The organism is Acidithiobacillus sp. (assembly GCF_027322205.1).
Classification (GTDB): domain Bacteria; phylum Pseudomonadota; class Gammaproteobacteria; order Acidithiobacillales; family Acidithiobacillaceae; genus Acidithiobacillus.
Genome location: NZ_DAHVHY010000003.1, coordinates 25,742 through 41,436 on the forward strand (window position 1 = coordinate 25,742; position 15,695 = coordinate 41,436).

The following is a 15,695-nucleotide window of genomic DNA, read 5'->3' on the forward strand; positions in this document are numbered from 1 at the left end:
GGTGTCCGCCACGCTGCAGAACGACAACTTCCTGCGCGCCTGCCTGTGCCAGCCGGTGGATCATGTCCCTATCTGGCTGATGCGCCAGGCCGGCCGTTATCTGCCGGAGTATCGCGCTACCCGCGCCCGTGCCGGGGATTTTCTCACCCTCTGCACCACGCCGGAACTGGCCTGTGAAGTGACGCTGCAGCCTATCGATCATTTTCCGCTGGATGCCGCCATCCTGTTCTCGGACATCCTGACCATTCCCTATGTCATGGGACTCGGACTGCAATTTCAGGAGGGCGAAGGTCCGGTATTCGGGCACCCCTTGCGCAACGCCGCGGACATCGACGCGCTGAGTCAGCCCGATCCGGAAACGGAGCTGCGCTTCGTGATGGATACAGTGCGGCTCATCCGCCGGGCGCTGAATGGACGGGTGCCTCTCATCGGCTTTGCCGGTAGTCCCTGGACCCTCGCCTGCTACATGATCGAAGGTCGCGGCAGCCGCGACTTCATCCATATCAAAGGGTTACTGTATAGCGATTCAGCACTATTGCATCGCCTTCTACGTCATCTGGCCGCATCGGTCACCCAATACCTCAACGCGCAGATTGCCGCTGGGGTGCAGGCAGTGATGATTTTTGATACCTGGGGTGGCGCCCTCAGCACCCAGGCTTATGCAGAGTTCTCGCTTGCGTATATGAGCGAGATCATCGCCGGTTTGAAGCGCGAAGCGGAAGGTCGCCAAGTACCAGTCCTGCTCTTTACCAAAGGCGGGGGTAACTGGCTGGAGGCAATGGCGGCGAGCGGCGCCGATGTGCTGGGTCTCGACTGGACAACCGAGTTAAGCGTCGCCCGTCGGCATCTGGGTGATGGCATAGCACTGCAGGGCAATATGGACCCCATCGCCCTCTATGGCAGCGCCAGCGCTGTCGCCGCAGAGGCAGAGCGTGTTCTGGCCAGCCATGGACCCGGGCCGGGCCACATCTTCAATCTCGGCCATGGCATCACCCCGCAAACCCCCATCGGCAACGTCGCCACCCTGGTGGAGAGCGTCCATAACTGGCGGCCAGCCTAACCTAACCCTCGTGACCATGCCGCCATGCCGCCCAGGCATCGCGGATAAGATGACGGCGCGCATCATGCAGGTAAGTCACCGAAGCTCCCTGCTCCATCCGCTGTAAGGCATCGGCGATGGCCATCTGAGCCATTGCAGCCAAATTCCTGCGCCCCAACTCTGGGGCCAGCGCGGGCAGGAATTCTACCCGCAACGTCAGCGGTGCCGCCGCCGCCAGTCTCCAGAGATGTCCGAACAGGCTATCTTCACCGATAAAGGGACAGAGGGGATCGGGTTGACCGGGGCGCAGCACATCTTCGTAACGCAAAGCCACCGGAATCGTCGACGCTACTGCCCCAGAGGCAATCTCAAAAGGCGCCGCAAAAAAGCTACCCACCCTTTTGCCATCGCTGGTGGTCCCTTCCGGAAAAAGGATGATGCTGGTGCCCGTTGCCAGAATCTCGCTGGCCTGACGCACCGTGCGCTGACTCGCACGGGCGTCACTGCGATCAATAAAAAGGGTCCCCAGCCACTCGCCCATAATCCCGAAAAAAGGCCAGGCACGCATTTCCTTCTTCGCCACAAAACGACCAGGAACCAAAGTCGCGAGTGCGAGAATATCCAGGTAGGAAACATGGTTGGCGGCAACAAGCACCGGTGGTTTGGGGACGAATCCATCCACACGCAAATGAATGCCAAAGATGCGCAAGGCCTGCCGACTCCACCAGGCAAAAGCCCGGTAGCTGACTGCGTCCGGTTCGGATTTGCGCGCACAAGTCCAGATCGCCAACGGGAAGGCCAGAAACAGATAAAACACCAGCACCGGCAGCCGCCAGACACGTCGCAAAGCATTGCGCCGCGAACGGCGCCAACGCCGCCCCGGGTAAGTCACCAATACCGAGGCGGGCTTTTTACGGCGTGTCATTTACGCGCGTCCACCGGTTCCAGGAAGCGCTGCTGATAGCGCGGGGTGATCAGACCAGCTTCGCACCAGACGAAGAAATCTGCACAATGAAATTGCGGATCCCAGAATGGTTCGCCGCCGATGCGTACCCCCGCCCTTAAGTAGCCCTTGAGCAAGCCAGGCAGTGTGGCCGGGTCTACCTGCGCTTGCACATCAAAATTGGGGACGGCGCGCAGGGGGAATACCCGCTGTTCCTGCGGCGTCAGGTACGCATTGAGACTCTGGTACAAGGCGCCAAGGGCCGGGCCATCGGTGCTGTGTACACTCGCACAGCCCATGAGATAATCAATCTGCCACATCGCCATGGCCTCGGCCAGCCCCGACCAGAGCAGCGCAATCACCGCGCCCTGACGGTAGTCAGGATGTACGCAGGATCGTCCCAACTCCATAATTCGCACATTCAAAGCCAGCAGGCGTGAAAGATCAAACTCTGTCTCGGCATAATAGCGGCCCACACAGGCGACCTTCTCAGGGAGGAAGAGGCGGTAGGTACCCACAACTTCCTGACGGACCTCATCTTCGACAATCAGGTGTTCACAAAAAGGGTCGTATTCATCCTGATCCAGACCAGGACGACCACTGAACTGGGCACCATACTCGGCACTGAATACGTCATAGCGCAGTCGTTGCGCCGCATCTACTTCGTCCTGGTGGCGCGCCAGAAAAAGACGCAACGAGCGCTCTTTCTTGGTAGTGACGCGACCGGTACTACCGTGAGACTGGGTGCTGAGCATACGGGGCTCTCCGTGCAAAAACGATAACGAACCTTACTTATTGTGACTCACAAATATGACAATAGTGCGGCACTCCCATGAACTTTTTGTGACAATGATACGCCGACTCTCACAGACATGGTAACTTTTCTCCGTAAAAATATCGTGTTGACCTTACTGCAAGAGTCCTCGCCACCAGTCACCAGCGTCAATACGAGCATTTTATATCATGAACCAAGCAATACCAGCCCCGATCTCAAATCGCAGTGGTTCCGCTGTGGATTGCGGCAGACTCTTGCACCGTACGCCCTCAATAGTTACTGTATATCTTTGCGTTAGCACATTCCGTCAGAGGTGAAAGTTCTGCCATGTCCGCCGCCCCCGAGGAAGTCGATGACAGCCCCTATTGCTGCTGCTCGGCCGCCACTTTTCAGGAAATCCTTGAGCGCCAGCGCGCCAAGCCCTTGCCCTTTATGGAACTTTTGATGATCCATGCCGGCTGCGGCGCTGGTTGCGGCAGTTGCATCGACGATCTGGAAGCCTATTTGCGCAGTCACGACGCCTATATAGAGGATTGAATCCTTCCTGCACTTTTCATCCACCCTGGTGGGCGCGGGGTGGAGATTTTCAGACTATCTGGGCGCCCTTTTTCGCCCGATCGGGTCCTGTCGATTTTCGCCGGGAAATCTGGGGAACCCCCGATGGCGACCAGGTCGCTGTAGACTGGGTGGACGCATCAGCCGATGCACCTGTACTTATTCTCTTTCATGGCTTGGCGAGCAGTTCGCGGGGACATTATGCCCGCTCCCTCGCTGCGGGTCTGCGGCAGAGGGGGTGGGTAGGCTGTTTTATCAATTTCCGCGGCTGCGGAGGAATAGACAACTTACTGCCCCGTGGCTATCACGCGGGTGATAGTGTGGAGATTCACTGGATGCTGGAGCGCACTGCTGCACTGTTCCCGCGTCGCGCACGATATGCTGTCGGCGTCTCTCTCGGCGGTAATGCCCTACTCAAATATCTGGGCGAGGCAGGGGACGCGGCGCGCAAAAATCTGGAACGTGCGGCTGCCGTCTGCGCCCCCATTGATCTGGTCGCGACGGCAGAGTATCTGCAATCCAGCCATCTTCGCTTCTACAATCAGTATTTTCTCCAGAAAATGAAAAGTTCTGTTCGCCGTTACAAGGCCCGATACCCGGATATGGCGGACTGGCCACGGGTCTTTTCGGCAAAAAGCGTGTATGATTTCGATGAATATTTTACGGCACCAGTGCATGGTTTCTCAGGCGCCCGACACCTCTGGGAAGAAGGCTCCGCAGCGCCGTTGTTGTCACATATCAATGTGCCCACATTGCTGCTGAACAGCGCGGATGATCCTATTGTACCCATCAACAGCCTGCGCAATGTTCAGATAAGCCCGGCCGTAACACGTTGCATCACCGAGCAAGGCGGTCATGTTGGCTTTATAGATGGCGCCTTTCCCGGTCATCTGCGCTGGTTGCCAAACACGCTGCTGGACTATTTTGAGAGGAAGAGCATCCCATGACAGACCATCCGCAACCCCGTCTTCGCATTCTGCTGGCGGAAGCCATCGCCATTGGCCCTGGTAAGGCCGAACTGCTCCGTCATATCCGCGAAGCAGGCTCCATCTCCGCAGCGGCGCGGGCGATGAATATGAGTTACCGGCGCGCTTGGTTGCTGGTGGACACCATGAATCACTGCTTTCTGGCGCCGGTAGTCAGCACCGCCACGGGTGGCAGTCATGGCGGCGGCGCCCATCTGACCGAGATGGGTGAAGAAATCTTGAAGCGCTATGAGGCGATGGAAAGCAAGGCGAATGCGACCCTCGCTCCCGATATCGCCGAATTCCGCAAACTCATGCAACTCCACAAACCGGAAGAAAACGCTTCGTGAAAAACCTGCTCCGCGAAGTACTTTGCAGTCGGGTCTACGATGTGGCCCGGGAAACGCCCCTGGAAACGGCGCCCAAACTGAGCCCCCGCCTGCAGCGCGAAGTGCTGTTCAAACGCGAAGACCTGCAGCCGGTGTTCAGCTTCAAACTGCGCGGCGCCTACAACAAGATCGCGCAGCTTTCGGACGCCGAAAAAGCACGCGGTGTCATCACCGCCAGCGCCGGCAATCATGCGCAGGGCGTCGCCTACGCTGCCCAGAAGCTGGGTATCCGTGCGGTGATCGTCATGCCCGGCACCACCCCGGAAATCAAGGTCAATGCGGTACGGGCGCGGGGTGCGGAGGTCATTCTTCATGGCGACAGCTACTCCGACGCGCAGGCACATTGCGACGCCCTGATCGCCGAATCGGGCCTGGTCTTCATTCCACCCTTTGACGATCCGCTGGTCATTGCCGGACAAGGGACGATAGGCGCAGAGATACTCCGTCAGCGAGGCGCCGGCCTAGAAGCGATTTTCGTTCCGGTGGGAGGCGGCGGCCTCATTGCCGGGGTGGCGGCCTACCTGAAATCCATCGTGCCGGAAATTCGCATCATTGGCGTTGAACCCTTTGAGGCCGATGCCATGTATCAGTCTTTGCAAGCGGGGAAACGGGTTACATTACCACAGGTCGGTATTTTCGCCGATGGTGTGGCGGTGCGCCAGGTGGGAGAACACACCTTTGCCCTCTGCCAGAAATATGTGGATGAGATCGTGCGGGTGAGTAACGACGAGATCTGTGCAGCCATCAAGGACGTTTTTGACGAGACCCGTTCCATTATGGAGCCGGCGGGCGCGCTTGCCTTGGCGGGTCTCAAGCGAATGGCCGCAACGGATGCCGGTCAAGGCGGGGCCTGGGTCGCTATTCTTTCCGGAGCCAACATGAATTTTGATCGACTGCGCTTTATCGCCGAGCGGGCGGAACTAGGCGAGGCCCGCGAGGCGCTGTTTGCGGTCACGATTCCAGAACGACCAGGGGCCTTTCGCGCCTTCTGCGCGGCCATTGGTCAGCGGGTCGTGACGGAGTTCAATTATCGCCTGCACCACCGTGATCGGGCGCATATTTTTGTCGGTGTGGCTATCCGCGACCGGGAAGACGCCAGTGCATTGCTGGAGAGCTTGCGGGCAACCGGTCACGAGGCATTGGACCTGAGTGATGACGAAATGGCCAAGCTGCATATTCGTCATATGGTCGGTGGCCATGCGGCCGCGGCACAGGATGAGCGGATTTATCGCTTTGAATTTCCGGAGCGTCCTGGCGCGCTGATGGATTTTCTCGACCAGTTAGGCGGGCACTGGAATATCAGTCTCTTCCATTATCGTAATAATGGTGTAGACCTGGGTCGGGTGCTGGCGGGCTTTGAGGTGCCGAACGCGGATGTAGTGCAGTTTGAGGCGTTACTGGCCGGTCTCAATTATGCGCATGTCGCAGAAACCGCCAATCCTGCCTACCAGTTTTTTCTGGATCAGGGTCAGCACTGAACCCGGCTTAATCCCCGCGCGGGACAAACATCAAACGCAGAGACTCGCCGATACCCGCCGCCATACCGTGCCAGCGGCGGGCGATGTCCGCATCCATGTGGTCCAGCATGGTTTCATGAAAGAGCGTGAGCCAGTCATCCACCAGCGGATTGCTTACTCCAACCGACGCGTGTTTCTCGCCCAGCGCATAGCGGTAGTCTTTGTAGGGAAGTCCGCCGGATACTGTCCACCAGTAGTGGCTGAGTCGGTCTTTGTGCAGATCCCAGTCCTGGACGACGGAGAAAGGCTCTGCCAGGGTCGGGTGATGCTGGATGCGATTGTAGAAATCGTCCACCACGGCACGAATCACCGGCAGCGTAATCTTCTCGCAAAGGGGTTCGAGACGGCGTTTGGGAGGGCTTACCCGCTCCATGATCGGCTCCGGCGTCCGCAGACTTGGAAAACGTGCAGTATTGCTGATAGAGCAAGTGCGGGTCAACGTCCAAAAACCCGATGGTCAGAAGCGCTCTGGACGATAGGGTGCGGGGTCCGTAAATGGCGTTTCACCCGCCATCATTTCGGCCAGTAGACGCCCGGTGGTGGGACCCAGGGTCAGCCCCTGATGACAATGGCCAAAGGCATACCAGACCCCGGGATGCCTCGGCGCCCGGCCAATGATCGGCAGCATATCCGGCGTGCAGGGGCGCACCCCCATCCAGGGGTCGGCGTCCAGACGCTTGCCCAGGGCAGGCAATAACCGGCGTGCCTGCGCCTCCGCGCGAGTGAGCGGAATAGCGGAAGGCGGTGCATCCCGGTGCGCAAACTCCGCACCGGTCGTCAGCCGGATGCCGCGCTGCATAGGCGCCAGCATATAGCCCTGATCAGCATCGAGCACCGGGTGACAGAGTGGCGTGGCCTCCGGCTGGGCGTAGTGCATGTGATAGCCCCTTTTTGCAAAGAGTGGCGGATGGTAACCCAAAGGTCCGGTCACATCCGGCGACCAAGCGCCCAAGGCCACCACCACCTCGGCGGCATCCACCGGTCCATGCACCGTAGCGATGCGCCATCCCGTCGAACTGTGTTCCACACCCTGCACGGCGTTGGTGCGAAACTCGCCGCCCATCCGGGTAAAATAGTTCAGGTACGCGCGCGTGAGCGCATGAGGGTCGACAACAGCCAGCGGTTGGGTCCAGTGAATGCCACCGGCCAGCCCAGAACGCAGGCTGTACTCCATCGCCGCCACTTGAGCGCTGTCGAGAGCGTCGTAGGCCACCGCAAAATTCTCGGCCTTAAATGCCGCCTCTTTCAGGGCATGATCCAGAGACTCGGGCTTTTCATGTACCTGCAACCAGCCACCGGGACGGAGCAGATCAATCGCCCCCGCCGCTCCGGCCAGAGCCAGATGGTCATCCAGACAGTGGGTAATCAGTGCGGCATAATGCCGGGCAATCATCCGATGACGATCTTCCTGGGAGTTATACCAGTACTGCATAAAGGGAATGGCCAGACGCGGCAGCATCGTCCCCCGGTAGTAGGCCTCGGTCGACTGATTGCGGGCATAGCTGAGCAGTGTCGCCAGGGCACGGGGGAAGGGGTGCGGCATAACTGCCTCGCGCTGAATCAGGCCGGCATTGCCGAAGGACGTCCCCTCCCCAGGCCCGCGCTGGTCCAGAAGCATTGTGGAACGGCCCCGTAGTTGCAACTGCAAGGCAATGGAGACTCCAACAATGCCTGCGCCCAGAACTACCACGTCACCATGTGCTGCCATATAGACCCCGAGAAAAATTGAACAAGCCCATTCCGAGCGCCACTTCTTTGTCCGGTATAAACCCAACCAGCATGCATGGACACTGAAATGACGTTTCTATGGGGTATTTTTGATATTGCAGGGACCTGTCGCCATGGTCAAGGCAAAAAATATGGTTTGTGCTGGACGTGCGTAACGCTGTGCGTGTCAACCAGCGATAACACCATTTTGGGTGATTACCAGATGAGCATCATCGCTTTTCAGAAAGGAGATTTTTGTTGCTGTTATCTGTTCAATACGGCGGAGAGCATACGATCCCCGCAGAATATCATAACAACCATTATTAACAATAAGTTACGAAAAACATGGTTTGGCTTTTTGTACCACTTTGTTGCATCGGAAAACCTGGTGTGGGGTTGTATATGTCCCCACCCTGGCAATGCTTTAGGTATTGTGTACGGGATGGTACCTGATTGCCGGCACGCACGCCACACACAAGCACCACGACCATACAGGAGTGGCTGGCCAAGCATTCGCATGTACTTCACACCAACTTCGACATCGTGGCGTGGTTGAAGTTGGTCGAGCGATTCTCCCGCGATATCATCACTCAGCGGCCGCACCGCGAAATATTCTGCGAAAGGTCATTCGCGCTGACAGCCACTTAAGTACCAACAGAGCCATTTCCTACAACTTGGCATACGAATGTAAGCCGCCCAAGAAAAGATCCACGCCAATAAAACAGAAGGTAACAGTGATTAGACTTAACGCAGCCCACCAAGCCAATTTTCTACCTCTGTTTGGCTTCGATGAAAAGGTGTCATTAGTTCTCATGTGCAGGTAGGCAGCATAGTTTAGCCAGACAATGAGCGACCATGTTTCCTTGGGATCCCAGGACCAAAATCCTCCCCACGCTTTGGCCGCCCACGCCGCCCCCAAAATAGTACCTACTGTAAAGAATAAAAAACCAAACTTTACCATGGATACGATAATATGTTCAAGATCATCCAAACCAGGTAAGCGGCGAGTTAAGTTACCCCCAACCGTTTCGGCACGTTCTCTTAACAGATAGGCAAGGCCCACCATGCCTGCCAGATAGAAATTAGCATAAGCAATAAACTCCATAGGAATATGAATCTTTAGCCAGAAGCTTTGCAATGCAGGAATAATTGGTTGGATTTGGTTCTGATGGTAGGCAAAACCCACCCAAACTAAAAAAACAGCCGCCACCAATATCATTGGCATTGCAAAGGCCCCAAGTCCCCGTGTTCGGCCCAAAGACTCATAATAGAGATAAAACAACGTAGTTGTTGCACAGAACAACACCATCACATCATACATATTAGTTACTGGAATATGGCCCCATGATGGATGACCGATATAAGTTTGTTGCCAGCGAATTGCAAGTCCCGCATATCCGAACACTACCGCCACCCAAGCAAATCGATGCCCCCAATCACCACTGATTTCGTTGCCAGTGAATAAATACCAATAATAACCGGCGGCGCTCAACATTATTGCAGCGCTCATCCAATAAACCATGGCACTGCTTTGAAGGAGAAAATATAGCACAGCACTATTAGAAGCAGTGTATCCAAACTGATAAAGACCGACACCAACAGCAGCGATACCAATCACCACATAGAACATCGTTCTGAAACTAGACCAACGCAGGCCAACCAACATTAAGCCTACATACCATAGACCCAACGTGATAAACTGCCACATCCAGAATTCCGCACGAAAGACGTGCCATACCAAAAAAGCCCCCAGCGTTAAAAACCCAGCCCACACCCTAGAACCGGCACTGGACGCTTTTATTGGCGACAGGTAATGTGAAATGCGAGCCATTTCTACAGTCTCAGAGGACATAGTATCTCCTTATAACACGCCTTGGTAGGGAAGCATCTAAAGCTCCCATCGGGTATTTGGCATTCCGTTTATGAAAAAGTTCAGCGATCCCCTGATGGCAGCACTGCGTAAACGGCTACCGGCCTGGGCATGGACTGATCATCACCTGTTCAGACTAGTCACCAGAAGATGCGTCGATAAGCTTTCTTTTCGGCCAACAATGACTCATTGGGATTTGCCAATAAAATATGAAAATGACAAATAGGCAGGATAACTTGCGGCAATGGCGACAAAACTGCGTTTTGGCAGCAGAGCCCCACTCCCGATGCCAACCCCTGTTTCGCCTCAGGCGTATCCTGATGTTACTGTAACTACCTAACCATCTTGAATCTGTTTGACTAAATATCCGAACCGTAGTGAAAGCGAGCACCTACTTTGTCTTCGCCACCAAAATACTACAGGGCAAATTCCGCAGCAATGCCTTGGCGACCGAGCCTTGCAGCCAGTGCCCTAAAGAAAAATGCGGAATATGTCCGATAACCAGCAGATCAGCCCCCATCTGCAGTGCGTAACGGGCGATTTCTTCAGCCGGACTACCCTCAACCGTTAGGGTCGTCACCCTCAAGCCCTCAGCATGAAGCTTACCAGCAACATCCTCCAGACTATTGCGGATAGCGTTACCCTCCCGCCCCAGCACGTCCTCAGCCCCGGCGGCCTGGCCGATGGCCATGCCACCAGTACTCACAATGACACCAAAGAGATGCAACTCCCCCTGACATAGACGGGCGAGATCCATACCCTGATGAAGGGCTATCGTGCTCGACGTACTACCGTCATAGGCCACCAGAATTTTCTGAAACATTTGCCACCTCCCCAAAAGGTCATATATGGCTAGGCCCCACACAACATCCATACCACTCAATCCGCCACGATCTCCTGCCTCACCACCGCACCGCGCTTAGGCGAACGAATGATCAGCAACAGCGGGAAAACCGCCAGCGTCATCACCAGCATCAGCCAGAAGTCATCTATGTACGCAATCATCGTCGCCTGCCGGGTAATTTCCGTATTCAGGAGGAGCTGACCCAAAGCATCATGGGGGTTATAAAGGCTGGCCACGGCAGGGTTCTGAAAAGCCGGGTTACTATCGTCGATATGGCTGGTCAGCGCGGCGTGCGCAATTTGCGTATTGCGGGTCAGCAGGGTCTCTACCAGCGAAATACCGATACTGCTGCCCACATTACGCACCAGACTATAAATTGCCGTGCCGTTAGCCCGCATTTCTGGGCTCAGGGTCGCAAAGGTGGCCGTACTCAGGGGCACAAAGACGAGCCCGATGCCCAGCCCCTGCCAGACGCCCGGCCAGATCACATCGCCCTCACTGATCACCAGACTATAGCCCTGCATTTGCCAGAGGGAGAAAGCGGTAATCCCGAAGCCGACGGCGAGGAGCAGGCGCAAGTCCACCTTGCCCACCAGTCGCCCGACGATCAGCATGGCGAACATGGTGCCCAGACCACTCGGTGCCGTCACCCAACCGGCTGCCGCTGCGGTGTAGCCCATCAGGTCCTGCAACATGGTGGGAATCAGCGCCCGCGACGCAAACAGTACCAGTCCGACAATAAAGATGAAAAGCAGGCCGGTGGCATAGTTGCGATTCAGGATCAGACGATAATCGAAGAAGGAACGGTCAAAAGGTGTGCGCCAGGTATGATAGATAAAGTAAAGAGCCGCGAACCCGGCAATACAAGCTTCTATCCAGATTTCCACCGAAGCAAACCAGCTCTGCTCTTGTCCGCGATCCAGCAATAACTGCAAGGCACCGATGGCCAGACTCAGACTGACAAATCCCGTCATGTCAAAATGCATCCGCCGCAGTGCCGAATCCTTGGGGAAGGATTTCCAGATTCCCATAAACGCCATGATCCCCACCGGTACATTGATGAAAAACACCCAGCGCCAGCCCATCGTATCCGTCAGCCCCCCGCCCAACGTCGGTCCGACGATCGGCCCAACCATCACCCCCATCCCCCACAGAGCCATGGCGGAACCCTGCTTTTCCCGGGGGTTGATGTCGAGCAGGACCGTTTGCGAAAGTGGCACCAGCGCCGCGCCGAAGACACCCTGCAGCACCCGTGCAACGACAATTTCCCCCAGTGAAGTGGAAATACCGCACCACATGGAGGCCAGAGTAAAACCCAGCACCGCGGCCAGAAAGATGGTACGCTGACCAAAACGGTCACAGAGCCAACCGGTCAGGGGTGTGGCAATAGCGGTGGCCACGATATAAGAAGTCAGCACCCAACCAATCTGGTTCAGGGACACGGACAGGCTGCCCTGCATGTGCGGCAGGGCCACGTTGGCGATGGTGCTGTCCAGGGTCTGCATAATGGTGGCCAGCATGATGGACAGGGTGATGAGCGGCCGGTTCAGCCCCGCCGTGCTGACCGAGGCGGTGCCTATGGTCATCGGGAAGACGCTTCGGTAAGACGCTGCAAACGGTGCAGGAGCTTCGTCGCTTGCTGCAAATCTGTAGCATCCAGGCCATCGAGCATTTCGTGGCGGAAGTCCACGGCGACGCGCTTCACCTCGGCATATATGGACAATCCCTCAGCAGTAAGCACCACACGCCGAACCCTGCGGTCTTCCGGAGCAATCTCGCGGCGTACTAATCCAGCGCGCTGTAACCGGTCTACCATGGCCACCACAGTCGGCCCTTCCACCGAGAGACAATGTGCCAGTTCGGTCTGGGTCAGCGGAGCTTTGGCCCGCGCCAGAAAGGCGATACTCATCCAGCTCGCCTGGCTCAAACCGAGCCCCTTCAGGCGACGATCCAGCGCGTGGCGCCAGACCCGTGCGCTATCATGCAAGGCCAAGGCAAAATCTTCCTGCAACTGGTCTCTGCGCACAAACCCTCTCGGTATTTTTTGTTACCCAAATTATTAGAGCCCTTATACTTAGTGATATATCTATTTACAAGAGAAGCCAAGCATCCGAAAGTCACCTTTGGGCTTCTCAGTCGACATAACTCAAGCCCGTGACATTACCTTGACAGAAGCTCAGAGCTCCGCCATGGTGGCCTAAAATTGTGAGGACCTCATGCTGCATTTTCCGGATATCAATACCGTCGGCTTCCAGCTCGGACCCATCACCATCCACTGGTATGGCCTGCTGGAGATCATCAGCTTTGTCATAGCCACCGTCTGGCTCATCCGGCGCGGCCGCATGGCACACTGGAACTGGCACAAAGAACACGTCGTCGATCTGGAGTTTTATGTGGCCGTAGGCGCCGTTCTCGGGGGCCGGGTGGGCTATGTGCTGTGGTATAACCTACCCTATTATCTCGCCAATCCCGTGAAAATGTTGGCCATCTGGGATGGCGGCATGTCCTTTCACGGCGGCCTCCTGGGTGTCGTCATCGCCTGCTGGGTATTTGCACGACTCCATCAGCAACATGCCTTTCTGCCGACTCTGGATTTCATCGCACCGGCCGTGCCCATCGGGTTGGGTCTGGGACGGCTGGCCAATTTTATCAACGACCAGCTTTTCGGCCGTGTCAGCGGCCTCCCCTGGGCCATGGTCTTTCCCGCCGGTGGTCCGCAACCCCGGCAGCCCTCGCAACTCTATGAGTTTCTGCTGGAGGGCGTACTGCTCCTGCTAATTCTGGCCATCTACAGCCGCAAAGCGCGTCCTGCCGGTGCCGTCGGCGGCATGTTTGTCCTCTTTTATGGCATCTTCCGTTTCATCGCGGAATACGCGCGCCAGCCGGATATTCAGTTGGGCTTTGTCTTCGGTCCCTACACCATGGGTCAGGTCTTATCCGTGCCCATGATTATTCTCGGCCCGTTGGTGATCTGGTGGGCCTATAAGGGTGGCTTCTCCGAATCACCCAAAAGCACATTATTGGCAGCCAATAATTAGCCGCTGCAGTTTAGCCCTGCCTAATGCCCATGGCTGAAGAACTCAACCCGCCACAGCTGGAAGCGGTAAAACATATCCACGGCCCCTTGCTGGTGCTGGCCGGGGCCGGCTCGGGTAAGACCCGGGTCATCACCCGGAAAATCGTCTACCTCATCCGTGAGCAACAGATAGCCCCCCGGCACATCTGTGCCGTGACCTTCACCAACAAGGCCGCCCGCGAGATGAAAAACCGCGTCGCGGAGGCTTTGCAGGGCCATAACAGCCGCGGCCTGATGGTCTCCACCTTTCATCATCTCGGCCTGCAAATCCTGCGCAAAGACATCGAGCGACTGGGTTATCGCAGCAACTTCAGCGTCATTGACCCTGGCGACAGCTTAGGGATGGTCCGTAACCTGCTGCGCGAGGCCAACGGCCCCAGCGATCTCGCCGAAGCCATCCAGGCCCGTATCTCCCGCTTCAAGAATGACGGTTTCTTCCCCGAGGAAGCGCATGCGAATGACCGTCTCGGTCAGGAGGCAACCAGCATTTACGCACCCTATCAGCGCTCCCTCAGTGCCTGCAACGCTGTGGATCTGGATGATCTCATCCTCCTGCCCACCCGCCTGCTGCAGGACCACGCAGAAGCCCGCCACGCCTGGCAGGATCGCATCCGCTACCTGCTGGTGGATGAATATCAGGACAGCAACGGGGCGCAGTACCACCTGGTGCAAAGTCTGCTGGGCACCCGTCATAACCTGACGGCGGTGGGTGACGACGACCAGAGCATCTACTCCTGGCGGGGTGCTGCTGCCGACAACCTGCATCGGCTGGCGCAGGATTTCCCCAACCTCAAAGTCGTCAAACTGGAGCAGAACTACCGCTCCACCGGCCGCATTCTCCAGGCCGCCAATGCGGTCATTGCGCAAAATCCTCATCTCTTTGAAAAGCGCCTATGGAGCACACTGGGCGATGGCCACAGCATTCGCGCCCTGCGCTGCACCAATGAAGCCGACGAAGCAAAGCAGGTGGTCAGCGCTATTCTCCGTGATCGTTTCCAGCGTCAGGGTGAATACCGCGATTACGCCATTTTGTATCGCAGCAACCATCAGGCCCGCCCTTTTGAAGCCGAACTGCGCAACGCGCACATTCCTTACCAGATATCCGGCGGCATCTCCTTCTTTGAACGCAGTGAAATCAAGGACTTTCTCGCTTATTTGCGCCTACTGGCAAATTCTGACGATGATCCCGCCTTCCTGCGTGCAGTCAACACGCCACGGCGGGGCATCGGCAACAGCACCTTGGAACGCCTGGGCGCCTTCGCCAAGGAACGCAATCTCTCGCTGTTCGCCGCGCTTTGGGAAGATGCATTGGAGTTACCTGAAAAGGCACACACCGCCCTGCGCAACTTCGCCGGATGGGTAAATCTCAAAGCTGACGAAGTGGACAAGGCCGAACTCATCCACGCCTTGCAGGGTCTGCCCGAGGAAATCGGCTACCTGCAACATCTGCACAATGAGGGTGACGAAAAAGATGCCGGACGACGCTGGGAAAACATTCAGGAACTCCTGAGCTGGATGCAGCGCCTGCAGGAACAGGACGAAGGTCCGCAAACGCTGCCGGAGATTCTCAATCGCCTGATGCTCTTCAACGTACTGGAGCGCGAGGAGGAGGACGACCGCGATGTGCTGCGCCTGTCCACCCTGCACGCTGCTAAAGGGCTGGAGTTTCCGCAGGTGTTTCTGGTGGGTGCCGAAGAAGAATTACTACCACACCGCAACAGCGAAACCCCGGAGCAGATCGAAGAAGAACGCCGCCTCTTTTACGTGGGCATGACCCGCGCCCGCTTCCGCCTGACCCTGAGTCTCTGTCGCAAACGCCGCCGCTACGGCCAGGATGCCCATCCGGAACCCTCCCGCTTTCTCCGGGAGATCCCTAAAGAGCACCTGGACTGGCAAGGCGACCAGAACCCCGAAGAAGAAATGGACCCCACTGCCGCTTTCGCCCGCCTGCGGGAGATGCTCGGCAAAACCTGATAAGCGAGTTCGCCACGCATAAAAGGAAAGAGGCGATCCAC

The 15,695-nt window shown here is 56.9% G+C and carries 15 protein-coding genes; 7 read left to right on the forward strand and 8 right to left on the reverse strand.

Features of this window, described 5'->3' with window-relative positions; translation table 11 throughout:
* The first annotated feature begins 1 nt into the window (after nt 1).
* The gene (gene hemE, locus M7F93_RS01050; RefSeq protein WP_298167706.1) at nt 2–1,060 is read left to right on the forward strand and encodes a uroporphyrinogen decarboxylase; all 1,059 of its coding nucleotides are present in this window, start codon (nt 2–4) and stop codon (nt 1,058–1,060) included.
* A 1-nt stretch (nt 1,061) separates the two neighbouring features.
* On the opposite strand, the gene M7F93_RS01055 is transcribed toward hemE, so the two are convergent.
* Nucleotides 1,062–1,964 carry a lysophospholipid acyltransferase family protein gene (locus M7F93_RS01055; protein ID WP_298167709.1) on the reverse strand — a complete coding sequence of 301 codons (903 nt, stop codon included), beginning with the start codon at nt 1,962–1,964 and terminating at the stop codon, nt 1,062–1,064.
* Nucleotides 1,961–2,737 (reverse strand): GNAT family N-acetyltransferase, encoded by a 777-nt coding sequence (locus tag M7F93_RS01060; protein WP_298167712.1) that lies wholly within the window; start codon nt 2,735–2,737, stop codon nt 1,961–1,963. The genes M7F93_RS01055 and M7F93_RS01060 overlap by 4 nt, the downstream gene beginning before the upstream one ends.
* Before the next feature lie 347 nt (nt 2,738–3,084).
* Here M7F93_RS01060 and M7F93_RS01065 point away from each other — a divergent pair, with 347 nt between their 5' ends.
* Genes M7F93_RS01065 through ilvA form a run of 4 tightly spaced genes read left to right on the forward strand, consistent with a single transcriptional unit; the run spans nt 3,085 to nt 6,144 of the window.
* Nucleotides 3,085–3,294: a (2Fe-2S)-binding protein gene (locus tag M7F93_RS01065; protein ID WP_298167714.1), complete on the forward strand. Its 210-nt coding sequence runs from the start codon at nt 3,085–3,087 to the stop codon at nt 3,292–3,294.
* Complete coding sequence (locus tag M7F93_RS01070; RefSeq protein WP_298167717.1) at nt 3,291–4,259, forward strand: YheT family hydrolase; 969 nt, start codon at nt 3,291–3,293, stop codon at nt 4,257–4,259. Before M7F93_RS01065 ends, M7F93_RS01070 begins: the two co-directional genes overlap by 4 nt.
* Nucleotides 4,256–4,627 (forward strand): winged helix-turn-helix domain-containing protein, encoded by a 372-nt coding sequence (locus tag M7F93_RS01075; protein WP_298167719.1) that lies wholly within the window; start codon nt 4,256–4,258, stop codon nt 4,625–4,627. The genes M7F93_RS01070 and M7F93_RS01075 overlap by 4 nt, the downstream gene beginning before the upstream one ends.
* Complete coding sequence (gene ilvA, locus M7F93_RS01080; protein ID WP_298167722.1) at nt 4,624–6,144, forward strand: threonine ammonia-lyase, biosynthetic; 1,521 nt, start codon at nt 4,624–4,626, stop codon at nt 6,142–6,144. The genes M7F93_RS01075 and ilvA overlap by 4 nt, the downstream gene beginning before the upstream one ends.
* A gap of 7 nt (nt 6,145–6,151) precedes the next feature.
* Here the strand turns inward: ilvA and M7F93_RS01085 are convergent, their stop codons facing one another.
* From M7F93_RS01085 to M7F93_RS01110, 6 genes are all read right to left on the reverse strand, one after another.
* Nucleotides 6,152–6,556: a protoglobin domain-containing protein gene (locus M7F93_RS01085; protein WP_298167725.1), complete on the reverse strand. Its 405-nt coding sequence runs from the start codon at nt 6,554–6,556 to the stop codon at nt 6,152–6,154.
* A gap of 84 nt (nt 6,557–6,640) precedes the next feature.
* Entirely contained in the window at nt 6,641–7,891 is a 1,251-nt protein-coding gene (locus M7F93_RS01090) for an NAD(P)/FAD-dependent oxidoreductase (RefSeq protein ID WP_298167728.1), read from the reverse strand.
* 666 nt (nt 7,892–8,557) lie between these two features.
* Nucleotides 8,558–9,742: a c-type cytochrome biogenesis protein CcsB gene (gene ccsB / locus M7F93_RS01095; protein WP_298167731.1), complete on the reverse strand. Its 1,185-nt coding sequence runs from the start codon at nt 9,740–9,742 to the stop codon at nt 8,558–8,560.
* A 409-nt stretch (nt 9,743–10,151) separates the two neighbouring features.
* The gene (locus M7F93_RS01100; RefSeq protein WP_298167734.1) at nt 10,152–10,583 is read right to left on the reverse strand and encodes a universal stress protein; all 432 of its coding nucleotides are present in this window, start codon (nt 10,581–10,583) and stop codon (nt 10,152–10,154) included.
* 56 nt (nt 10,584–10,639) lie between these two features.
* Entirely contained in the window at nt 10,640–12,190 is a 1,551-nt protein-coding gene (locus M7F93_RS01105; protein WP_298167737.1) for a DHA2 family efflux MFS transporter permease subunit, read from the reverse strand.
* Complete coding sequence (locus M7F93_RS01110) at nt 12,187–12,630, reverse strand: MarR family winged helix-turn-helix transcriptional regulator (RefSeq protein ID WP_298167740.1); 444 nt, start codon at nt 12,628–12,630, stop codon at nt 12,187–12,189. The genes M7F93_RS01105 and M7F93_RS01110 overlap by 4 nt, the downstream gene beginning before the upstream one ends.
* A gap of 190 nt (nt 12,631–12,820) precedes the next feature.
* Here M7F93_RS01110 and lgt point away from each other — a divergent pair, with 190 nt between their 5' ends.
* Together lgt and M7F93_RS01120 are read left to right on the forward strand one after the other, a co-directional pair.
* The gene (gene lgt, locus M7F93_RS01115; RefSeq protein ID WP_298167743.1) at nt 12,821–13,642 is read left to right on the forward strand and encodes a prolipoprotein diacylglyceryl transferase; all 822 of its coding nucleotides are present in this window, start codon (nt 12,821–12,823) and stop codon (nt 13,640–13,642) included.
* A gap of 29 nt (nt 13,643–13,671) precedes the next feature.
* Complete coding sequence (locus M7F93_RS01120) at nt 13,672–15,654, forward strand: UvrD-helicase domain-containing protein (protein ID WP_298167746.1); 1,983 nt, start codon at nt 13,672–13,674, stop codon at nt 15,652–15,654.
* The last annotated feature ends 41 nt before the right edge of the window (nt 15,655–15,695 follow it).